Genomic DNA, 19,829 nt, shown 5'->3' on the forward strand with positions numbered 1-19,829 from the left:
GCGTCCGCCCAGGACGGGCGGACGCTGTTGGGTGCTGCCAGGATTACTTCTTGAGGACGAGTTCGACCGGGGTTTCGATCATGCCGTCCTTGGCATCGACTTTCTCACCCTTGACCAGCTTGAGGGCGTTCTGGATACCGAACACCGCTTGCTGCGCAGCCGCCTGGTCGGCGGTCGCCAGCACACGACCGTCCTGCAGCATCGGCTTGATGGCGTCGATGTTGTCATAACCCACCACCAGCACCTTACCGGCCTTGCCTGCCGCACGTACGGCGGAGACGGCGCCCAGGGCCATGTTGTCGTTACCGGCCAGCAGCGCCTTGAGGTCCGGGTGTTCGCTGAGCATGGCCGAGGCCACTTTCTGGCCCTGGTCAATTTCCCAGTTGCCGGACTGGGTGGAAACGATCTTCATACCGGCAGCGTCCATCGCATCCTTGAAGCCCGCGGTGCGCTGCTGGGCGTTGGTGGTGGTCGGTACGCCTTCGATAATGCCGACCTTGTCGCCGGCAGCCAGTTGCTTGGCCAGGTAGTCGCCCACCAGTTTGGCGCCTTTGCGGTTGTCGGGGCCGACGAAGGGAATATCGAGGTTTTTGCTTTTCAGCACGTCCGGGTCCAGGCGGTTATCGATGTTGACGATCTTGATCCCGGCTTTAGAGGCATCCTCCAGCACTTTTACCAGGGCCTTGGAATCAGCAGGCGCGATAACGATGGCATTGACCTTGGCCAGGATCATCTGCTTGACGATACCGATTTGCGCGCTGGTATCGGTTTCGTCCTTGATGCCGTTGGTGATCATGTCGAAATCGGCGGCGTGGTCTTTCTGATACGCCTTGGCACCGTCCTGCATGGTCACGAAAAATTCGTTGGCGAGGGACTTCATCACCAGGCCGACCTTGGGTTTGGCGGCAGCGTCATCAGCGAATGCAGAGGAGAAAGGTAAGGCGGCGGATGCGGCAGCAAGCACAGCGACAGCAAGAAGACGTCCGGCGAATGGCAGCTTCATGGGTTCACTCCGATCTTATGATTATTGTGAGCAACGCGTGCACCGAAGTGTGCTTCGGCGGCCCTCCCACCCGGGTGGCTGATACGAGCTGACAGGAGACTCTAATGAGGGTCTCGTGAAACATCTCGCAAACGTTTGCGTTAGCCAAACTATGAGAACCTTGTCGAGATTTGTCAACGGTAGAACATGGCCTTTCATGCAAGACCTACAGCCCCGGCTCTCCCGTCCTGCGAAGGCCGCTCCTAAACATCTGCCACGTTCGGTCGTTCTCTGAAACGACAGGTTTGGCGCGGCACTCAGGATTCTTTCGTCATAACTTTCGGACAACCGAACGCCACACCCCAGGTTGTTCGGAAAGCCGGACACCCAGCAAGCAAAACCTCATCGCTCAATCAGTAAAAATTTATATATATCAACAATTTAATTTATATGCTCGAACATATTCGGCATGGTACAGATCCTGCTCCTACACAGCGCCTGGAGGCATTCAGCAATGCCCAGGTGTTCTAGATGAACCTGCTACAGCACTCATCAAAAACCAGAGAGAAAAATAATGAAATCTGCATTGAAGAACTTTGTTCCGGGGGCGTTGGCCCTTCTGCTGCTGTTCCCCGTTGCCGCCCAGGCAAAGGAGGTTGAATCCAAGACCAAACTGTCCAACGTGGTGATCCTCGCCACCGGCGGCACCATTGCCGGCGCGGGCGCCAGCGCCGCCAACAGTGCGACGTACCAGGCTGCCAAAGTCGGTATCGAGCAATTGATCGCCGGAGTTCCTGAGCTTAGCCAGATCGCCAATGTGCGTGGCGAGCAAGTGATGCAAATTGCGTCCGAAAGCATCAACAACGAGAACCTGCTGCAACTGGGTCGCCGCGTCGCCGAACTGGCCGACAGCAAGGACGTGGACGGCATCGTGATCACCCACGGTACCGACACCCTGGAAGAGACCGCCTACTTCCTGAACCTGGTGGAAAAAACCGACAAGCCTATCGTGGTGGTCGGCTCCATGCGCCCAGGCACCGCCATGTCGGCCGACGGCATGCTCAACCTGTACAACGCCGTCGCCGTGGCCGGCAGCAAGGATGCACGCGGAAAAGGCGTACTGGTGACCATGAACGACGAGATCCAATCGGGTCGCGACGTCAGCAAGATGATCAATATCAAGACCGAAGCCTTCAAGAGCCCATGGGGCCCGCTGGGCATGGTCGTTGAAGGCAAGTCCTACTGGTTCCGCCTGCCGGCCAAGCGTCACACCATGGACTCGGAATTCGACATCAAGAACATCAAGAGCCTGCCCGATGTTGAAATCGCCTACGGCTACGGTAACGTGAGCGACACCGCCTACAAGGCACTGGCCCAGGCTGGCGCCAAAGCCATCATCCACGCCGGCACCGGCAATGGTTCGGTGTCGTCCAAAGTGGTTCCTGCGCTGGTGGAATTGCGCAAGCAAGGTGTGCAGATCATCCGTTCTTCCCACGTGAATGCCGGGGGCATGGTGCTGCGTAATGCCGAACAGCCGGACGACAAGTACGACTGGGTCGCCGCCCTCGACCTGAACCCGCAGAAAGCGCGGATTCTGGCGATGGTCGCCCTGACCAAGACCCAGGACAGCAAAGAACTGCAACGGATGTTCTGGGAATATTGATTCCTGCTGGCATCTCTGTAGAGGCGGGTTTACCCGCCTCTACTTCATGTGTAAATCCCGCAACCAACACCTCCCCGCCTTACACCAACTCGCCTAAACCGCCGTCAGACGAACTTATTGAATTTTAAGCAGTTGCGAAATTGCCTACAGTTAAATACTGTATGCACGTACAGCTTATTAAGGAACACTCCGTGGCAAAGTCCTCTTCCGTAGCCCTAACCCCACCTGATGCCTACGAACGCCTGGCCATTCGTGTGCAAAAGATCATCAACTCCACCAACGCTCAAAAAGCCAAGGCAGCCTTGATCTTCCGCTTGCCGGACGAGCCAGAAGACGAGTGGCAGCGCTTGCTGGAGGAAATCGCGGAGAACGACAACGTCACCCTCGCCTATCGGGATGACGGCGGCGTGCAGATTTTCTGGGTTGTGCCGAAGGAAGATTGATTCAATGAGTGCCCGTTTTATTGCTGTGTGCTGCCTGCTTTTTGCTGTCACTGCCCATGCCCAGGCGCCCCGAACCTTCAGCGAAGCCAAAAAGGTTGCCTGGAAGTTGTACGCGCCACAATCCACCGAGTTCTATTGCGGCTGCAAATACACCGGCAACCGCGTTGACCTGAAAGCCTGCGGCTACATCCCACGCAAAAACGCCAACCGTGCCGCGCGCATCGAGTGGGAGCACATTGTTCCAGCCTGGCAGATCGGCCATCAGCGCCAGTGCTGGCAAGACGGTGGACGCAAGAACTGCACCCGCCATGACGACGTATTCAAGCGTGCCGAAGCGGATCTGCACAACCTGGTGCCGAGCATCGGCGAGGTCAATGGAGATCGAAGTAACTTCAGTTTTGGCTGGCTGCCGGTGCAAAGCGGGCAATACGGTTCGTGCCTGACCCAGGTGGATTTCAAGGCCAAGAAGGTCATGCCGCGCCCGTCCATTCGCGGGATGATCGCACGCACGTATTTCTACATGAGCAAGCAGTACGGCTTGCGCCTGTCGAAACAGGATCGCCAGTTGTACGAAGCCTGGAACAAGACCTATCCGGTACAAGCCTGGGAGCGCCAGCGGAACCAGACGGTGGCGTGCGTGATGGGGCGCGGCAATGAGTTTGTCGGCCCGGTTAACCTGAAAGCCTGCGGTTGAACAGGGGCGGCACTGCCGCCCAATCAGCGGTTACTGCGCGGTCTTGTGCTCGATGATCTCGGACACCGTGTCGGTTTTCTTGGCCCGCGCCATCTTCTCGTTGAGCAGCGTCTGCTTGGCTTCGGCCTCGGCCCTGGTTGCAAATGGCCCCAGCAGCACTTCGTCCTTGCCGTCGACCTTCACGATGTAAAAACTGAACCCGTGTTCGAGCAACCAGGCGGTCAGGTCGGTGATTGCCTGCAGCTTATGGTCCGGCGGGCCTACTCGCAGGTCCCATTCCTGGGCAGCAATCGCGCCGGTTTGTGGCTGGCTTTCGGTTACGGCAGGCTTGGCCTTGGCGGCATCGACGCTTTTGCCTTCACCGCAACCGGCCAATGCCAACACCGCAATTGCCATCGCTACTTTACGCACTGCCCTGCTCCTTCAACGGATAAAGAGGCGACTTTATCATTCACTGTCTATTCTGGCCGTCATAAACATTGGCTTAAACAATGCGAATGATGTATCCCAGACCTGTATGATGCCGCCATGGGAATTAATGTCGCCTCTATGCGTCCTAAAAGAGGCAGTCACAGGGACGCGCTTAGCAGTAAGCTACACACATACGACACCTGCCCTGTCTGAAACATGTGTCCTTAAAAGTAATCAAGGAGAAGTCCATGCTTATACTCACCCGCAAAGTCGGTGAAAGCATAAACATCGGTGATGACATTACGATCACCATCCTGGGCGTCAGCGGCCAGCAAGTACGAATCGGCATCAACGCACCCAAGGATGTTGCCGTGCATCGCGAGGAGATTTACCAGCGCATCCAGGCCGGCCTGTCCGCTCCGGACAAAAACCAGACGCCTTGAAGCGCCCTCAGTAGCCAGCCCTTTCGTTCACTGTAACGGCTGGCGAAAACCTCATCGGTCTGCTTTTGTCTGTGTCGCGCGAAGCGCTTTTTGCCGCATGCCCATCCATGCATCAAGATGAAACTATCTTCACGCCTGGAACTTATTACACCCTTTGCAACCGAATCCTCTGACTGATACCCCGCCATCCGTGTGCACTTAGGAGCACGTCGATGCTGCCAGGCAATGCCCAGCCATTTTTCTCCAGATCCTGGATGATCGCCCTGCTGACGGGGCTGGTCTTTGTCGGCTTGGAATATGGACTGAAGCTTGAAATAGAGGGCGCCGAAGCGCCCCGTTCGCGGCTGGACCTGGTACTCCTGCTGTGTGGCTACCTGTTCATGTTCTGCCTCAAGCCCATCCAGATGGCCGTGCAGCGCAAGTTGTGCCAACGCATCGTGCGCAAAACCGTACGCTGACGCCCACCCCCGATTCGCTTTCAGATCGCTGGTATTTACAGCCTCGCAGCAGGACCTATCCTTGGGTGTGTTTGCACAGTCAGTAGAAGGTGCCGGTACAGATGGACACGCTCACTAAAACCCAAATCGAATCTGAATTGGCAGCCCGCCTGCCCAGCTACACGGTCACCTGTACGCTGCACGCCGACGGCACCCTCTCGGCCGTGCTCAGCGGTCCGGAAACCGATCACTTTGCAATCACCGGAATCGTGCGCGCGCATTATCGCGGTGCCGAAGCGATTGCCCGGCTCGCCAACGAGATTCTCAGGGAGATGGTGCTGTCACGCCAAGGCATGCGCAGTGATCGAATGCAGGCGTCGCCTGATCCAGCCACCCGCGAAACAGGCCGAGTCCGGTAGCCGGCTCGGCCTTGCTGCGTCAGCCCGTCGCGCGCGCCAAGTACAGCAAGCCATCAGCGCTGCGTTGCACCTGCAGCTGTTCATACCCATCGATCGAAGGATGCTCCGTCGCCATGGGCTTGAGGTGCGTCGAGGTCACGACCATCACATCCGCTCCAGCCGCCTCCCCTGCACGGATGCCCACCGCCGCATCCTCAAACACCAGGCAATCCTGCGTCGACACCCCCAGGCGCTGCGCACCGAGCACATAACACGCAGGGTTCGGCTTGCCGATAGCCACGTCTTCAGCCGTGACCAGCACCGCTGGCGGCGTAATACCCGCCGCTTGCAGTCGACGCAACGCGAGTTCCCTGGGTGCAGAGGTGACCAGCGCCCACTGATCGCCGGGCAAGCGGTTCAGAAACTCGACGGCCCCGGCAATCGCAACGACACCTTGCACATCATTGATTTCAGCCTCGGTAATCCACTGCGCTTCAACCTCCGGGTCGACGCCGGGCAAGGCCTGGCGCGTGATGGTGTCGATCGCCCGGGCGCCATGGATGGTGGCCAGGAACGTCGCCACCTCCAGCCCATGGCGTTCAGCCCAGATACTCCATACCCGCTCGGCGGCGGCAATCGAATTGAGCAGAGTCCCATCCATATCGAACAGAAAGGCGCGGTAAGGGCGGGCAAATACGGCTGAACCTCGGATGGACACTGCGGGGTTTCCTCGTGAGCTGAAACGAATAATCGACGCAATGCAATCTACGGATCACCCGGCGGCTTGTAAACGCCAACGACGCCGGCAATAACACGGCAGGTCGAGCGCCATGCGGTCGACACCGCCAGCTCAATCGAGGGCGCCATTGAGGACTTCGTAGATGATGCCCGTCGCGATGGCCACCAGTATCAAGTCGGTGCCCGCCTGCTGCCACTCGTATCCCTCGTAATGGGGCAAGCGGCCCAACAAACGCCCGTCCAGCTTCTTGGCAATGCCCGGCGGCAGCGGCTTGCCGCGGGCCAGGTTCTTCTGGATGCCTGGCGGCAAGGCGGGCCCAGGGCTCCAGTAGTCGCGATAACCGCCCAACACATTCAGCACGCTGCCACGGTCTACACTGGGGTCATGACTGCCTGCTGCACCTTTGCCCTTGGGCTTGTCATGCCCCTGCCCGCCGTGACCATTGCCTTTATCGTTGCCTTGCCCCTTGCCATTGCCTGGGTCAGCCAGGGCCATACCGCCAGCGGCAAACAACACAAGCGAAAGCGCAACAGATACGAATTTCGGGCACTTGATCATGGCGATAATCCAACACAGGAATGTAGCTGAACTGTAGTCGAGGTTATCGCACCCCGGGGGACGTCAACTCACCTGACCACCCACTTCCAGCACATCCACCGGGGTATTCCACGCCGCCGACACCGCGATGCGCAGCCCATCGACAAGGCCCGCGCCAAGATCCCTCGACACGTGGATAAAACCACTGCGTACACCGGTGCCCGCGAGTTCGTGCTGCAAGCGGTAGAACACCTGGTTGCACACGAATGTACCCGCCGTCTGCGATACCGACACCGCAATCCCTGCTTCGCGCACCGCCCTGGCCATGGCCTTGATCGGCAGCGTCGAAAAGTACGCCGCCGGGCCGCCGACCACCACCGCCGTGTCGATGGGTTGCTCCCCCAGATTATCGGGGATGCGTGCATCGTTGACGTTGATCGCCACCCGCTCGATGGATATTTCGCTGCGCCCGGGGGCCAACCCAGTGGCGATGACCATCGCCGGACGCAGTTCACTGATCAGTTGGAGCAGGCACTCACCCGCCGTGGCAAACGCACAGGGCAATCGGCGCGCAACAATCCGCACATCATCGTCGAGTTGCACGCCATCCAACTGGCGCACCGCTTCCCAGGAAGGATTCACCAGGTCTTGATCAAAGGGCTCGAACCCCGTCAGCAATACAGTTCGCATCGTCGCCTCACATCAACACATAAAGCAGGACAATATTGACCACCAGCATCATCAACGCGGTCGGCAGTTGCGCCTTGATCACCGCGTTCTTGTCCGGCAACTCCAGCAACGCCGCCGGCACGATATTGAAGTTGGCCGCCATCGGCGTCATCAGCGTACCGCAGTAGCCGGAGAACATACCGATGGCGGCCATCACCGCCGGGTTACCGCCGTAGATACCCACCAGCACCGGCACGCCGACGCCCCCGGTCATCACCGGGAACGCCGCGAAGCCATTGCCCATGATCACCGTAAACAGCGCCATGCCCAACACGTACACCATGACCGCCACCAACTTGAAATCCAGGTTGATGTAGGTGGTGGTGACATGGGCGACAGCCGTGCCGACACCGGCTTCATTGAACAGCAGACCAAGCATCGCCAGCATCTGCGGCAGCACCATGGCCCAGCCCAGGGCCTCGGTGAGTCGCCGGGATTCGCGCAAGGCTTGCACCGGGGTATCACGGGTCAGCCAGCACGCCAGGCCGAGGGCGATCAGGCAGCCGATGCCGAGGGACACGAAGGTGGTGTTTTTCGGATCCAGCAGCGGTACCCCGCCAATCTCGGTGTGCTTGAGCAAGACCGAACCGATCACGGTGGTCAGGGGGATCGCCAGCGCCGGGATAAACAGCTTGTGCCCGAGGCGGCCGGCACTGGCGCGCGAAGCCTTGTCATGCAACTCAGCATGGGTGCCACGGCCGACGCCGCCCAGGCCGGCGATCAGCGCCATCACCACCACTCCCGCACCGACCACCACCGAGGGCAGGAACTCCCCCACCAGGAACGGGATGGCAAACAGCAGCCAGAACAGTGCGCTGGACCAGCGCTTGGGATGGCTTCGATCCAACAGGATCATGCCGGCGGTGATCAGCAGCAGGATCCCGGCGAGCCAGTACAGGTATTGGATAGAGATGATCATTGCGCGGCCTCCACAGGGTTCGCGGCGGTCGTCATCTCGCGGGTCAGTCTTCGGTCAAACCGATGAAGTCGGAGCGCGTGAATGATAAAGGCGCAAATCGCCGTAGGAATGCCCCACACCGCAATGTGCAGCGGCTCCACATCAATCCCCGAACCGAGCAGGAAGGTATGCATCAAGGCAATCGCACCAAAGGCGACGAAGATGTCCTCACCAAAAAACAGGCCGACGTTATCGGTGGCCGCACACATGGCCAACACCTTGTGACGCAGTTTGTCCGGCAGTTTGCCGTAGCGCTTTTCCGCCGCGCCTTCGGCCATCGGTGCCAGCAGTGGGCGCACCATCTGCGGGTGCCCGCCGAGGCTGGTCAAGCCCATGGCTGCGGTGGATTCGCGCACAAACAGATAGATGATCAGCAGGCGTCCGACCGTGGCGCGCTCAAACCGCGCAATCCAGTTCTGCGCGTGCAGGCGCAAGCCGTGGCGCTCCAGCAGACCGATGACGGCGAGGGGCAACAACAGGATCAATTGCAGGGCGCGAGTCTGTAGGAAACCATCCCCCATAGTGGCGAGGATTTTCTCCAGCGGGAAGTGGGCAGCGAGCCCGGTGGCGATAGCTGCGGCGGTGACCACCAACAGCGGGTTGAAACGCAAAACAAAGCCAACCACGATCACAAGTACGCCGATCAACGGCCATAAGTTCACAACAGTTTGCATGGCGGAGAGGTCCTTAAGTGCGCGCTGCGGCGCCATTACAGCAGGATGTGAACAAAGGGTTCACAGCAGGAAGTGGCGTGCAGTCGGCTCGGTTTTTTATTGTTGGCCCGTCAGGGCGAGCGTCAGTGGCGGCAACTGTGCTGCCTGGGAGCGGGAGGTGTCCAACAAGAAAAATTGTTGCTGCAAACCAATAAATTTTGTGGGTAATTGAGGGGGGTGCAGGTAACAAGTTGTAGACAGGCTGCAAGGGATTCGCGCATCTTGGCACCGCCTATTTACAAGGCGCCCTCATCACTGTTGTGGATATGGACATTCAATGAAAACCCAAAAAATCCTGATCGCCCTCTCCTGCGCCGTCGCCTTGTCCATGCTGGGCGGTTGTGCCGCCAAGGTAAAAAGTGGCGGCAGCGGTGAACTGGCGATCCCGGAATCCGCCAAGCAAAACCTGGTGGTCAGCATCAAAGGCGAAGGCCAGCTTGAACAGAACCCCGACTGGAACCTGCTCAAGCGCGACTGGAATAATGCACTCCAAGTGGAAGCCCGCCAGGCCGGCTTCAATGTCACGGAAACGCCCTCGGTGACCAAGAGTGACCAGGACGGTGTCGGCATCGCCATCAGCGTGAGCAAGTTCCGCTACATCGAGCCAGGTTCACGCTATGTCGCCGGCGCGCTGGTGGGTAACGCCTGGGTGTTCTCCCGCGCCGACTTCTCCGACCTGAAATCCGGCGCGCCGATCGGCTCGCGCACCTATGACACCTCCTCGTCGGCCTGGGAAGGGATCGCCTCAGCCATGACGCAGAAGCAGGTTCAGGCGATTGCCAAGCAGTTGATCAGTGACATCAAGAGCGCCAAGGCCAAGTAAGGCGCCCCGCCTTGGATGACGCCCAACATGTCATCCAAGGCGCTTCTGGAAAAAGCAGCGCTGATGACCTGGCGGGTAATCGGCCATATGGCCAAACTCACTGAAGCCTAACTTGCGATAAAACCCAGGCGCCTGGAAGCTGAACGTGTCCAGCCACATACCCACGCACCCCTTAAGCAGGGCCGCCTCTTCAGCAGCCAGCATCAAGCGGGTGCCCATGCCTTGGGCGCGCATCGAATCCGGGATACTCAAGAGTTCTATGAACATCCATCCATAGGAAACTTTACCGTAGAGACCGCCGACCACTTCTTGAGTCACGGGGTCGCGCAGCAAGATTCCGATCGTTTCGAAGGCCATTTCACCGGTATGTCTCAGGTTGTAGCTCCTCAATGGTTTGAGAATTGCCTGGCGATCCTGCTCAGACACGTTGTAAGAAACTTCCATTGCAATCTCCCTTGCAGCGCTCTGTGCTGGATTGAAAAACCGCTCACTATTGGTTGATAAAAAAGGGGCAGCCCATTGGTTGCCCCCAAGTATTCACTCACGCCAGATCGGTTAGCGTCAAAGCTGCTTGAATGTCTCCCGTGACACCTCCAGCAGACCTGCCTCGGTAATTTTCTTCCAATCGCTCTCCGTCACGGCCTGCATGCTCTCGCTTTGACGGGTGACTATATTCATTACCTTTGCGCCTGGAGTTTCAATGCGCAGAAGGGACTTGCTAGTGACGTCAACGGAGAAAAAGCCGGGAGTGAACCAGGACCAGAACTCTACGATATGAACCTTCACCGTCGCCGCATCAGCAGTGCCTGGCTCGCTTACGACGTCATAACCGGCCTGCTTATAGGCCGAGGCTACCGATTCATTGATCAATTGAGAAAGTGTACGGCCTGACGGGAGCAGCACATCGCCAAGCGCCATGCCATACCCGTTACGCTTACGGGCGATGGCGCGCTCAGTGATGGCTCTGTCCGTAACTTCGTTATTCTTCAACGAAGGAATATCCGGACTACGAGGGTCGATTTGAAAGATGCGCTCGTCCACCGTACTGATCAGCACTTTTTTGCCATTGCTGGCAGAGGCTTGCACGTTACTCAACGGCGCAACATTGACATCAATCTCGGACCGACTAGTGGCGCATCCCGCCAGCACCATCAACGCCGCCATTCCCACAGCTAAACGAACACTCATACCTACCACTCCCTCTCGCCGTCATTGGCTTGATCGCAAATCGATCAAAAGCGATTGTACATTCATGATGGCACTTAGACATCTGTCGACCACTTTGGGAAAACCTAACTATCGTCACGTGTGCGCTCAAGCCAGAGCCGGTATCGTTAACCCGAGCGACCATCATCCACCCAGGGGAGCAACGGTGACATCATCCACTCGAGGCACCGCCCTCAGCACGCGAACTCACCTGATCGCCCTGGTGGTCGCCGTAACCTTCTTCATGGAGAACCTCGACGCCACGGTTATCGCCACCGCGCTGCCAACCATGGCCTCGGCCTTTGGCGTGACACCGGTCGACATGAACATCGGCATCACCGCCTATATCCTCGCCGTGGCGATCTTCATACCGCTGTCCAGCTGGGTCGCCGACCGCTTTGGTGCGCGCCGGGTATTCGCTGGCGCAATCATCCTGTTCACCCTCGCCTCGCTGCTCTGCGGGCTCAGCCAAAGTATCGAGATGTTCGTGTTCGCCCGCGTCCTGCAGGGCATCGGCGGCGCATTGATGGTGCCCGTGGGGCGCCTGGCCGTGCTGCGTAATACGGATAAGAAAGACTTGGTGAACATGATCGCGATCATTACCTGGCCCGGCCTGGTCGCGCCGATTCTGGGGCCGCTGGTCGGCGGCTTGATCGTGACGCATGCATCGTGGCCATGGATCTTCTACGTGAATCTGCCGCTGGGTGCGCTGGCATTGGCCGCCGCACTGTGGCTGGTACCGGAAGACCGTGAAGCCAGCGTGCGCCAGTTCGATGCCAAGGGGTTTGTACTGCTGGCAGGCGCCTGTGTGGCCCTGCTGGGCGGGCTGGAATGGCTGGGTAACCAGACCGGTGAACGCCTTATTCCAGGCGCCGTGCTGGTCGCGGCAGGCATCGCGCTGGCAGTGTGGGCCGTGCACCATTGCCGCCATGCCAGCGACCCGTTATTGCCGCTCGAGACCCTGTCCATCGATACATTTCGTGTGAGCATCTATGGCGGCTCGCTGTTTCGCCTGGCCATCAGCGCCCTGCCGTTCCTGCTGCCGCTGCTGTTTCAAGTCGCCTTTGGCTTGTCCCCGGTGGACGCAGGCTTGCTGGTGCTGGCGGTATTCGCTGGCAATCTGGCGATGAAGCCGTTCACCACGGCCATCATGCGCCGCTATGGGTTTCGCCGGGTCTTGCTGGTGAACGGAATAATCGGCGTGGTGTCGATAGCCGCTTGCGCGCTTTTCACGGTGCAGACCCCATTTGTGCTGATCGCGGCCGTGTTGTTTGCGGGAGGGTTATCCCGCTCGATGCAGTTCACCTGCTACAACTCGATCGGCTTCGCGGATGTGCCCAAACCGCGCATGAGTGAGGCCTCGGCGCTGTTCAGCATGTCATTCCAGCTGGCCATGGGGATGGGCGTAACGGTGGCGGCGCTGCTGCTACGGGCATCCATGACCCTGCAGGGGCATGAGATGCAGGCACAGGTCGGGGATTTTCGCGTGGCGTTCGTCGGCGTGGCGCTGCTGGGAGCGTGGGCGCTGGTGGATGTATATCGCTTGACGGTGGGAGCGGGAGAAAGTGTGTTGAATCGACAGTGAAGGCTGCGACTCAACACACTGTTGCCAGTATCAGGCGGTGGTACTGACCATCGAACCCGACGTGCTGTTGCCCTCATCGGTGACTGCCTGCAACAGTGCGGAAGTCACTGTCTGCAACGCTGCCGCAGTGCCGGCGATCTGCATCTGCGCCGCCGCTACTGCCGCCGCTTTGGCTTCTGCACTCTGGTTGCTGGACTGAGCTTTCTGCAAGGCTTGCTGCTGCGCTTGAAGCTGCTTTTGCAACTGCTCGATCTGCTTCTTCAATTCTTTGACGGTATCGGACTCCTTCGAGAGCGAGGAGGCTTGGCCACCGCCACCGCCACTTACACCTGCCGCACCATTGGAATCAGCGTGCATGTTGACGGTCGTGCCGCCTGCGCTGCTTGTACTTTCCTTGGTCGCGGCAGCCGTCGAGCTGACAGTGCTTGGGGTGCTTGCTACGGAGGCGGTAGTGCTGATGTTGATAAGCATGCCAAGTGTCCGAGAGTAAGAGATTTGCGATCTCTATCGGCCTGGGGGTCGATTACTTTAGGCGGGGGTAGGAAGATTTTCGGGTAGTAATAAATCGCACGAACAAAAAAGGGCCCACCTTTCGGTGAGCCCTTCCAGACCGCCCAGCAGAGCGGATTTTGTTTGGTAGGCGCGATTGGACTCGAACCAACGACCCCCACCATGTCAAGGTGGTGCTCTAACCAACTGAGCTACGTGCCTGCTGTGAGGCGGCATTCTACGGAATTCCGGAGGGGTGTCAACATCTTTTTTGCAGCTAACCCTATGAATATGCGAATTATTTATTTGCAGCCGGCGCACCGTACTTTTTGGGGTGGCTGGCAGGCAATTTTCAACTCAGGTAGGATCAGGGCACTCGTAAAAAATATAAAACAGAGGTTCCAGGATGGCGAACACCCCCTACCCCCAGTCGTATTACGCCGCTTCCGCCAATGCCGTTCCGCCGCGCCCAATGTTGCAAGGCGACGTCGAAACCGATGTGTGCGTGATCGGTGCCGGCTATACCGGCCTGTCCAGCGCGCTGTTCCTGCTGGAGAACGGTTTTCGCGTAACGGTGCTGGAAGCCGCCAAGGTGGGTTTTGGCGCGTCAGGCCGCAATGGCGGGCAGATCGTCAACAGCTACAGCCGTGACATTGATGTGATCGAGCGCAGCGTCGGCCCGCAACAGGCGCAGTTGCTGGGGCAGATGGCGTTCGAGGGCGGCAGGATCATTCGCGAGCGGGTCGCCAAGTACCAGATCCAGTGCGACCTGAAGGACGGCGGCGTGTTCGCGGCACTCAACAGCAAGCACATGGACCATCTGGAGTCGCAGAAACGCTTGTGGGAGCGCTACGGCCATACACAGCTGGAGTTGCTGGACGAGCGTCGCATTCGCGAGGTCGTGGCCTGTGACAACTATGTCGGCGGGCTGCTGGACATGAGTGGCGGCCATATCCACCCACTCAACCTGGCACTCGGTGAAGCCGCCGCCGTGGAGTCCCTGGGCGGGACGATCTACGAACAATCGGCGGCGGTGCGCATCGAGCGTGGCGCCAACCCGGTGGTCCATACGGCAGAAGGCAAGGTCAGGGCCAAGTTCATCATCGTCGCGGGCAATGCCTACCTGGGCAACCTGGTGCCGGAGCTGGCGGCCAAGTCGATGCCCTGTGGCACCCAGGTGATCACGACGGCGCCACTCGGGGATGAGCTGGCCAGGACACTCCTGCCGCAGGATTACTGCGTAGAGGACTGCAACTACCTGCTCGACTACTATCGCCTCACCAGTGACAAGCGCCTGATCTTCGGCGGCGGCGTGGTGTATGGCGCGCGCGACCCGGCGAACATCGAAGCAATCATCCGCCCGAAGATGCTCAAGGCCTTCCCGCAACTCAAGGATGTGAAGATCGACTACGCCTGGACCGGCAACTTCCTGCTGACCCTGTCGCGCTTGCCGCAGGTCGGTCGCCTGGGCGACAACATCTACTACTCACAGGGCTGCAGCGGCCATGGGGTGACGTACACCCACCTGGCGGGCAAGGTGCTGGCGGAAGCGCTGAGAGGCCAGGCAGAGCGCTTTGATGCGTTTGCCGACCTGCCGCACTACCCATTCCCGGGCGGGCAACTGTTGCGCACACCGTTTGCGGCACTGGGGGCCTGGTACTACGGGCTGCGGGATAAGCTGGGCTTCTGACAAATCAATGGGAGCCGGTTCGCCGGCTCCCGCAAAAAATTGCCAAATTGCGGACACAAAAAACCCTGGTCTTTCGACCAGGGTCTTTGCTATCGGATCAAAGTAGCCAGTGGCTTTCTTTGTGCTTCAAGGCGTTCAGTGGGCCTTGAGGCAGATATGGCGCAGCGGACGGGACTCGAACCCGCGACCCCCGGCGTGACAGGCCGGTATTCTAACCGACTGAACTACCGCTGCGTATCGCTTGACCGGCCGAGCAAACCGCCTCAACCGTCTTTGAACATCTGATCGATCAGCTTGGCTGTTCAATCTCAAGCCCGATGAATCGAACCTGGAAAATATGGCGCAGCGGACGGGACTCGAACCCGCGACCCCCGGCGTGACAGGCCGGTATTCTAACCGACTGAACTACCGCTGCGCGTCGGTGCAACCTTTAACGTTGCGTCCTGCCCGAAGGCAAAACTCTCAAGAAGTGGTGGGTGATGACGGGATCGAACCGCCGACCCTCTGCTTGTAAGGCAGATGCTCTCCCAGCTGAGCTAATCACCCTTTGCTTCGTTGAGGCCGCGAAATTTACGCAGGTAGCGGACCTAAGTCAATAGCCTGCTTGAAGTTTTTCTGAAAAAGACAAAATAGCTTCAAGACGGCGACCTGCCCTACTCGCTGTAAATCATCTTCTTGCTCATGCCACCGTCCACCACAAACTCTTGCCCGGTGACAAACCCGGCCTGGCGCGACAGCAACCACGCCACCATCGCTGCCACGTCCTCTACCGTACCCACCCTGCCCGCCGGATGCTGGGCATGATCGGCATCGGTCAAAGGCTCGGCACGCCGCGCAGCTGGATCACGGGCATCGATCCAGCCAGGGCTGACCGCATTCACCCGCACTTCCGGCCCGAGACTGATCGCCAAGGCGTGAGTAAGGGCCAACAGCCCCCCTTTACTCGCCGCGTAGGCTTCGGTATCCGGCTCCGACTGACGAGCCCGGGTCGACGCCAGGTTGACGATGGCCCCGCCGTGGGCACGCAGGTAGGGCGCACAATGCTTGGCCAGCAACATCGGCCCACTGAGGTTAACGGCCAGCACGCGGTTCCAGTAGGCCAGGTCGAGGCTCTCCAGGGTGATATTGTGCGGGTCGGCCACCGCAGCGTTACAGACCAACGCGTCCAGGCGACCGAACTGCCCCAGGACTTCGGCGCCCCCCTGGGCCACCTGTTTCTCGTCAGCCACGTCCATGGTGATAAACCAGGCGTTTTCGCCCAGCACCTTGGACACCTTGGAACCGCGCTCGCGGTCGAGGTCGGTCAAGACCACCTGCCAGCCTTCGCTGATCAGCCACGCCGCAATCCCGAGGCCAATACCCCGCGCCGCGCCCGTCACCAGGGCGACGCGCCCATTACTGGCCGCCGCGGCCTCCAGGGACCACTCGATCACAAGGCAGCCAGCCCGCGAGCCAGGTCAGCCTGCAGATCCGCGACATCTTCCAGGCCGACCGCGATGCGGATCAGGCTGTCCCGGATACCGGCCGCCTCACGCTCCTGCGGCGCCAGGCGTCCGTGGGACGTGGTGCTCGGATGGGTAATGGTGGTCTTGCTGTCGCCCAGGTTGGCCGTGATGGAGATCAGGCGCGTCGCATCGATAAAGCGCCAGGCGCCCTCTTTGCCGCCCTTCACTTCAAAACTCACCACGGCGCCGAAACCACGTTGCTGGCGCTGGGCCAATGCGTGCTGCGGGTGGCTCTTGAGGCCGGCGTAATGCACTTTTTCGATACCGTCCTGCTGCTCCAGCCACTCGGCCAGGGCCTGGGCGTTGGCGCAATGGGCCTTCATCCGCAGGCTGAGGGTTTCCAGGCCCTTGAGGAAGATCCAGGCATTGAACGGGCTCAGGGTCGGGCCGGCGGTGCGCAGGAAGCCCACCACTTCCTTCATCTGCTCGCTGCGACCGGCAACCACGCCGCCCATGCAACGGCCCTGGCCATCGATAAACTTGGTGGCCGAGTGCACCACAATGTCCGCGCCCAGCTTCAGCGGCTGCTGCAAGGCAGGCGTGCAGAAACAGTTGTCGACCACCAGCATTGCGCCTTTGGCGTGAGCCACTTCTGACAACGCGGCGATATCCACCAACTCGGCCAACGGATTGGACGGCGACTCGACGAACAGCAGCTTGGTGTTGGACTTGATCGCCGCATCCCAGCCGGACAGATCCGCCAGGGGCACGTAGTCCACTTCGATACCGAAGCGCTTGAAATACTTCTCGAACAGGCTGATGGTCGAACCGAACACGCTGCGCGACACCAGCACGTGGTCGCCGGCACTGCACAGGCTCATCACCACCGCCAGGATCGCCGCCATGCCGGTGGCCGTCGCCACCGCCTGCTCTGCACCTTCCAGCGCCGCAATACGCTCTTCAAACGCGCGTACAGTCGGGTTGGTGTAGCGGGAATAAACGTTACCCGGCACTTCGCCAGCAAAGCGCGCCGCGGCGTCGGCCGCCGTGCGGAACACGTAGCTGGAGGTAAAGAACATCGGGTCACCGTGCTCACCTTCCGGGGTACGGTGCTGGCCGGCGCGCACAGCCAGGGTATCGAAAGCTACGCCATCGAGGTCGCTGTCCAACCGACCGGCATCCCATTCCTGACTCATGCTGCGACTCCTTACTCAATTCTTTATTTAAGATACAAAACCGGCCCCTCAGGGCCGGTGTCTACTCAGTTGTTGTACAGATCGATGATCGCGCTGACCGCCTGGGTCTTGATCTTCGACGAGTCGTTACGCGCCTGCTCGATCTTGTTCAGGTAGGCCTCGTCGACGTCACCGGTCACATACTTGCCGTCGAACACGGCGCAGTCGAACTGCTCGATCTTGATCTTGCCACCGCCGACCGCCTCGATCAGGTCCGGCAGGTCCTGGTAGATCAGCCAATCGGCGCCGATCAGGTCGGCCACGTCCTGGGTCGTGCGGTTGTGTGCGATCAGTTCGTGGGCGCTCGGCATGTCGATACCGTACACGTTCGGGTAACGCACGGCAGGCGCTGCGGAACAGAAGTACACGTTCTTCGCACCGGCTTCACGGGCCATCTGGATGATTTGCTTGCAGGTGGTGCCGCGTACGATGGAGTCGTCCACCAGCATCACGTTCTTGCCGCGGAATTCCAGCTCGATGGCGTTGAGCTTCTGACGCACCGACTTCTTACGCGCAGCCTGGCCCGGCATGATGAAGGTACGACCGATGTAACGGTTTTTCACGAAGCCTTCGCGGAACTTGACGCCCAGGTGGTTGGCCAACTCCAGCGCAGCAGTGCGGCTGGTGTCCGGGATCGGGATCACCACGTCGATGTCGTGCTCGGGACGCTCGCGCAGGATCTTGTCGGCCAGCTTCTCGCCCATGCGCAGGCGTGCCTTGTACACCGACACACCATCGATGATCGAATCCGGACGCGCCAGGTAGACGTGCTCGAAGATGCACGGGGTGAGTTTCGGCGCGACAGCGCACTGACGAGTGTGCAGCTTGCCGTCTTCGGTGATGTACACCGCTTCGCCCGGCGCGAGGTCGCGGATCAGGGTGAAGCCCAGCACGTCCAGGGACACGCTTTCGGACGCGATCATGTACTCGACGCCTTCGTCGGTGTGACGCTGGCCGAACACGATCGGGCGAATACCGTGGGGGTCACGGAAGCCGACGATGCCGTAGCCGGTGATCATCGCCACAACGGCATAACCGCCGACGCAACGGTTGTGCACGTCGATCACGGCGGCGAACACGTCTTCTTCGGTCGGCTGCAGCTTGCCGCGCTGGGCCAGCTCGTGGGCGAACACGTTGAGCAGCACTTCCGAGTCGGAGCTGGTGTTGACGTGGCGCAGGTCAGATTCGTAAATCTCCTTGGCCAGTTGCTCAACGTTGGTCAGGTTACCGTTATGCGCCAGGGTAATGCCGTAAGGCGAGTTGACGTAGAACGGCTGAGCTTCGGCCGACGTCGAGCTACCGGCGGTCGGGTAACGCACATGGCCAATGCCCATGTGCCCGACGAGGCGCTGCATGTGACGCTGATGGAACACGTCACGTACCAGGCCATTGTCCTTGCGCAGGAATAACCGGCCGTCGTGGCTGGTCACAATACCGGCAGCGTCCTGGCCGCGGTGCTGGAGGACGGTTAGCGCGTCATACAGCGCCTGATTGACGTTCGACTTACCGACGATACCGACGATGCCACACATGCGACGCAACCCCTACTTAATGAATCTTGACTGAACACAACTTACTGCGGCGTTTTGGCCGGCAAGAGGTGTTCCTTGAACGGAAGATCAGCGGGTACGCTGATTCCGCTGGCCAGCCACTGACTGCTCCACCCCAATATGAGGTTCTTGGACCAATCTGCAACCAATAGAAATTTTGGCACGAGTACCGACTCCTGCCACCACGAATCCTGCTGTACCGGCCCCAGGCTCAACAGCCCGACCGCCACGACCACCAGCAACGCACCACGCGCGGCACCGAAGGCCATGCCGAGAAATCGATCGGTCCCGGAGAGGCCGGTGACGCGTATCAACTCGCCAATAAGATAATTGACCATTGCCCCCACCAGCAGCGTGGCGATGAACATGATGGCGCAGCCCGCGATGACGCGAGCCGAAGGTGTCTCGATGTATCCGGCCAGGTAGACCGACAACGAACCGCCGAACATCCAGGCTACGACTCCTGCGATGATCCAGGTCAGCAACGACAATGCTTCTTTTACGAAGCCGCGGCTTAGACTGATCAAAGCGGAGATGGCGACGATTGCAACGATCGCCCAGTCAACCCAGGTAAATGGCACGTTTGAGCCTACGGACGGATAAGGCGGCGCATTTTAGCAGAGCGTCGGGCTGTCGGTAAGCTGTGATTGCGGCTGCTT

General features: G+C 59.6%; 23 protein-coding genes and 4 tRNA genes. 9 read left to right on the plus strand and 18 right to left on the minus strand.

Features of this window, described 5'->3' with window-relative positions; all coding sequences use genetic code 11:
- Positions 1-43: 43 nt before the first annotated feature.
- Complete coding sequence (locus J1N02_RS03545) at positions 44-1,003, minus strand: sugar ABC transporter substrate-binding protein (protein ID WP_092486003.1); 960 nt, start codon at positions 1,001-1,003, stop codon at positions 44-46.
- Between the two features lie 553 nt (positions 1,004-1,556).
- On the opposite strand from J1N02_RS03545, the gene J1N02_RS03550 reads away from it, so the two are divergent.
- From J1N02_RS03550 to J1N02_RS03560, 3 genes are all read left to right on the plus strand, one after another.
- Complete coding sequence (locus J1N02_RS03550; protein WP_010209102.1) at positions 1,557-2,645, plus strand: asparaginase; 1,089 nt, start codon at positions 1,557-1,559, stop codon at positions 2,643-2,645.
- 191 nt (positions 2,646-2,836) lie between these two features.
- Positions 2,837-3,088, plus strand: a complete 252-nt coding sequence (locus J1N02_RS03555; RefSeq protein ID WP_027604098.1) for a DUF1654 domain-containing protein — start codon at positions 2,837-2,839, stop codon at positions 3,086-3,088.
- A 4-nt stretch (positions 3,089-3,092) separates the two neighbouring features.
- The gene (locus tag J1N02_RS03560) at positions 3,093-3,782 is read left to right on the plus strand and encodes an endonuclease (RefSeq protein WP_027604097.1); all 690 of its coding nucleotides are present in this window, start codon (positions 3,093-3,095) and stop codon (positions 3,780-3,782) included.
- Between the two features lie 30 nt (positions 3,783-3,812).
- Here J1N02_RS03560 and J1N02_RS03565 read toward each other — a convergent pair whose 3' ends face one another.
- Positions 3,813-4,178, minus strand: a complete 366-nt coding sequence (locus tag J1N02_RS03565) for a hypothetical protein (RefSeq protein WP_043293337.1) — start codon at positions 4,176-4,178, stop codon at positions 3,813-3,815.
- Positions 4,179-4,441: 263 nt separating this feature from the next.
- Here J1N02_RS03565 and csrA point away from each other — a divergent pair, with 263 nt between their 5' ends.
- The 3 genes from csrA to J1N02_RS03580 all read left to right on the plus strand — a co-directional run bounded on the left by csrA (position 4,442) and on the right by J1N02_RS03580 (position 5,492).
- Positions 4,442-4,636, plus strand: coding sequence for a carbon storage regulator CsrA (gene csrA, locus J1N02_RS03570; RefSeq protein ID WP_027604095.1), 195 nt, complete (start codon positions 4,442-4,444; stop codon positions 4,634-4,636).
- 212 nt (positions 4,637-4,848) lie between these two features.
- A complete protein-coding gene (locus J1N02_RS03575; RefSeq protein WP_027604094.1) occupies positions 4,849-5,094 on the plus strand; it encodes a hypothetical protein in 246 nt (81 codons plus the stop codon).
- Positions 5,095-5,195: 101 nt separating this feature from the next.
- Positions 5,196-5,492 (plus strand): hypothetical protein, encoded by a 297-nt coding sequence (locus tag J1N02_RS03580; protein ID WP_027604093.1) that lies wholly within the window; start codon positions 5,196-5,198, stop codon positions 5,490-5,492.
- A gap of 19 nt (positions 5,493-5,511) precedes the next feature.
- Here the strand turns inward: J1N02_RS03580 and J1N02_RS03585 are convergent, their stop codons facing one another.
- The 5 genes from J1N02_RS03585 to J1N02_RS03605 form a co-directional block, all read right to left on the minus strand.
- Positions 5,512-6,189, minus strand: a complete 678-nt coding sequence (locus J1N02_RS03585; protein WP_027604092.1) for an HAD-IA family hydrolase — start codon at positions 6,187-6,189, stop codon at positions 5,512-5,514.
- Positions 6,190-6,321: 132 nt separating this feature from the next.
- Positions 6,322-6,768, minus strand: coding sequence for an anti-virulence regulator CigR family protein (locus J1N02_RS03590; protein ID WP_421147153.1), 447 nt, complete (start codon positions 6,766-6,768; stop codon positions 6,322-6,324).
- Positions 6,769-6,831: 63 nt separating this feature from the next.
- Positions 6,832-7,437: a pyroglutamyl-peptidase I gene (pcp, locus tag J1N02_RS03595; protein ID WP_027604090.1), complete on the minus strand. Its 606-nt coding sequence runs from the start codon at positions 7,435-7,437 to the stop codon at positions 6,832-6,834.
- Positions 7,438-7,444: 7 nt separating this feature from the next.
- Positions 7,445-8,395 carry a DUF979 domain-containing protein gene (locus tag J1N02_RS03600; RefSeq protein ID WP_421147154.1) on the minus strand — a complete coding sequence of 317 codons (951 nt, stop codon included), beginning with the start codon at positions 8,393-8,395 and terminating at the stop codon, positions 7,445-7,447.
- The gene (locus J1N02_RS03605) at positions 8,392-9,108 is read right to left on the minus strand and encodes a DUF969 domain-containing protein (protein ID WP_027604088.1); all 717 of its coding nucleotides are present in this window, start codon (positions 9,106-9,108) and stop codon (positions 8,392-8,394) included. The genes J1N02_RS03600 and J1N02_RS03605 overlap by 4 nt, the downstream gene beginning before the upstream one ends.
- A 316-nt stretch (positions 9,109-9,424) precedes the next feature.
- Here J1N02_RS03605 and J1N02_RS03610 point away from each other — a divergent pair, with 316 nt between their 5' ends.
- Entirely contained in the window at positions 9,425-9,970 is a 546-nt protein-coding gene (locus J1N02_RS03610; RefSeq protein WP_027604087.1) for a DUF4410 domain-containing protein, read from the plus strand.
- Between the two features lie 30 nt (positions 9,971-10,000).
- Here the strand turns inward: J1N02_RS03610 and J1N02_RS03615 are convergent, their stop codons facing one another.
- Positions 10,001-10,414, minus strand: coding sequence for a GNAT family N-acetyltransferase (locus J1N02_RS03615; protein WP_027604086.1), 414 nt, complete (start codon positions 10,412-10,414; stop codon positions 10,001-10,003).
- A 117-nt stretch (positions 10,415-10,531) separates the two neighbouring features.
- Positions 10,532-11,158, minus strand: coding sequence for a flagellar biosynthesis protein (locus J1N02_RS03620; protein ID WP_421147155.1), 627 nt, complete (start codon positions 11,156-11,158; stop codon positions 10,532-10,534).
- Between the two features lie 184 nt (positions 11,159-11,342).
- On the opposite strand from J1N02_RS03620, the gene J1N02_RS03625 reads away from it, so the two are divergent.
- Positions 11,343-12,761 (plus strand): DHA2 family efflux MFS transporter permease subunit, encoded by a 1,419-nt coding sequence (locus tag J1N02_RS03625; protein WP_421147156.1) that lies wholly within the window; start codon positions 11,343-11,345, stop codon positions 12,759-12,761.
- A gap of 30 nt (positions 12,762-12,791) precedes the next feature.
- Here the strand turns inward: J1N02_RS03625 and J1N02_RS03630 are convergent, their stop codons facing one another.
- On the minus strand, positions 12,792-13,232 hold the full coding sequence (locus J1N02_RS03630; RefSeq protein ID WP_065948011.1) for a hypothetical protein: 441 nt from the start codon (positions 13,230-13,232) through the stop codon (positions 12,792-12,794).
- Positions 13,233-13,395: 163 nt separating this feature from the next.
- Positions 13,396-13,472, minus strand: a tRNA-Val gene (locus J1N02_RS03635).
- 184 nt (positions 13,473-13,656) lie between these two features.
- Between J1N02_RS03635 and J1N02_RS03640 the strand changes: the two genes are divergently transcribed.
- Positions 13,657-14,940, plus strand: a complete 1,284-nt coding sequence (locus J1N02_RS03640; RefSeq protein WP_027604082.1) for an NAD(P)/FAD-dependent oxidoreductase — start codon at positions 13,657-13,659, stop codon at positions 14,938-14,940.
- 157 nt (positions 14,941-15,097) lie between these two features.
- Here J1N02_RS03640 and J1N02_RS03645 read toward each other — a convergent pair.
- The 7 genes from J1N02_RS03645 to J1N02_RS03675 form a co-directional block, all read right to left on the minus strand.
- Positions 15,098-15,174 (minus strand) — tRNA-Asp (locus J1N02_RS03645).
- Between the two features lie 104 nt (positions 15,175-15,278).
- Positions 15,279-15,355, minus strand: a tRNA-Asp gene (locus J1N02_RS03650).
- Between the two features lie 55 nt (positions 15,356-15,410).
- A tRNA-Val gene (locus J1N02_RS03655) sits at positions 15,411-15,486 on the minus strand.
- Between the two features lie 107 nt (positions 15,487-15,593).
- Complete coding sequence (locus tag J1N02_RS03660; RefSeq protein ID WP_421147167.1) at positions 15,594-16,358, minus strand: SDR family oxidoreductase; 765 nt, start codon at positions 16,356-16,358, stop codon at positions 15,594-15,596.
- 11 nt (positions 16,359-16,369) lie between these two features.
- Positions 16,370-17,581: an O-succinylhomoserine sulfhydrylase gene (locus J1N02_RS03665; RefSeq protein ID WP_027604080.1), complete on the minus strand. Its 1,212-nt coding sequence runs from the start codon at positions 17,579-17,581 to the stop codon at positions 16,370-16,372.
- 65 nt (positions 17,582-17,646) lie between these two features.
- Positions 17,647-19,152 (minus strand): amidophosphoribosyltransferase, encoded by a 1,506-nt coding sequence (gene purF, locus J1N02_RS03670; protein WP_027604079.1) that lies wholly within the window; start codon positions 19,150-19,152, stop codon positions 17,647-17,649.
- 41 nt (positions 19,153-19,193) lie between these two features.
- Positions 19,194-19,751: a CvpA family protein gene (locus J1N02_RS03675; RefSeq protein ID WP_003192538.1), complete on the minus strand. Its 558-nt coding sequence runs from the start codon at positions 19,749-19,751 to the stop codon at positions 19,194-19,196.
- Positions 19,752-19,829 lie beyond the last annotated feature (78 nt).

This window comes from Pseudomonas sp. NFX5, from assembly GCF_049132125.1.
In the GTDB taxonomy this organism is placed as follows: Bacteria; Pseudomonadota; Gammaproteobacteria; order Pseudomonadales; family Pseudomonadaceae; genus Aquipseudomonas; species Aquipseudomonas marginalis.

Excerpts from the sequence above, each read along its gene's own strand:
- J1N02_RS03545 (WP_092486003.1), bottom strand. The coding sequence starts at position 1,003 with ATGAAGCTGCCATTCGCCGGACGTCTTCTTGCTGTCGCTGTGCTTGCT.
- J1N02_RS03550 (WP_010209102.1), top strand. The coding sequence starts at position 1,557 with ATGAAATCTGCATTGAAGAACTTTGTTCCGGGGGCGTTGGCCCTTCTG.
- J1N02_RS03560 (WP_027604097.1), top strand. The coding sequence starts at position 3,093 with ATGAGTGCCCGTTTTATTGCTGTGTGCTGCCTGCTTTTTGCTGTCACT.
- J1N02_RS03565 (WP_043293337.1), bottom strand. The coding sequence starts at position 4,178 with ATGGCAATTGCGGTGTTGGCATTGGCCGGTTGCGGTGAAGGCAAAAGC.
- csrA (WP_027604095.1), top strand. The coding sequence starts at position 4,442 with ATGCTTATACTCACCCGCAAAGTCGGTGAAAGCATAAACATCGGTGAT.
- J1N02_RS03575 (WP_027604094.1), top strand. The coding sequence starts at position 4,849 with ATGCTGCCAGGCAATGCCCAGCCATTTTTCTCCAGATCCTGGATGATC.
- J1N02_RS03580 (WP_027604093.1), top strand. The coding sequence starts at position 5,196 with ATGGACACGCTCACTAAAACCCAAATCGAATCTGAATTGGCAGCCCGC.
- J1N02_RS03590 (WP_421147153.1), bottom strand. The coding sequence starts at position 6,768 with ATGATCAAGTGCCCGAAATTCGTATCTGTTGCGCTTTCGCTTGTGTTG.
- pcp (WP_027604090.1), bottom strand. The coding sequence starts at position 7,437 with ATGCGAACTGTATTGCTGACGGGGTTCGAGCCCTTTGATCAAGACCTG.
- J1N02_RS03600 (WP_421147154.1), bottom strand. The coding sequence starts at position 8,395 with ATGATCATCTCTATCCAATACCTGTACTGGCTCGCCGGGATCCTGCTG.
- J1N02_RS03605 (WP_027604088.1), bottom strand. The coding sequence starts at position 9,108 with ATGCAAACTGTTGTGAACTTATGGCCGTTGATCGGCGTACTTGTGATC.
- J1N02_RS03610 (WP_027604087.1), top strand. The coding sequence starts at position 9,425 with ATGAAAACCCAAAAAATCCTGATCGCCCTCTCCTGCGCCGTCGCCTTG.
- J1N02_RS03615 (WP_027604086.1), bottom strand. The coding sequence starts at position 10,414 with ATGGAAGTTTCTTACAACGTGTCTGAGCAGGATCGCCAGGCAATTCTC.
- J1N02_RS03620 (WP_421147155.1), bottom strand. The coding sequence starts at position 11,158 with ATGAGTGTTCGTTTAGCTGTGGGAATGGCGGCGTTGATGGTGCTGGCG.
- J1N02_RS03630 (WP_065948011.1), bottom strand. The coding sequence starts at position 13,232 with ATGCTTATCAACATCAGCACTACCGCCTCCGTAGCAAGCACCCCAAGC.
- J1N02_RS03640 (WP_027604082.1), top strand. The coding sequence starts at position 13,657 with ATGGCGAACACCCCCTACCCCCAGTCGTATTACGCCGCTTCCGCCAAT.
- J1N02_RS03665 (WP_027604080.1), bottom strand. The coding sequence starts at position 17,581 with ATGAGTCAGGAATGGGATGCCGGTCGGTTGGACAGCGACCTCGATGGC.
- purF (WP_027604079.1), bottom strand. The coding sequence starts at position 19,152 with ATGTGTGGCATCGTCGGTATCGTCGGTAAGTCGAACGTCAATCAGGCG.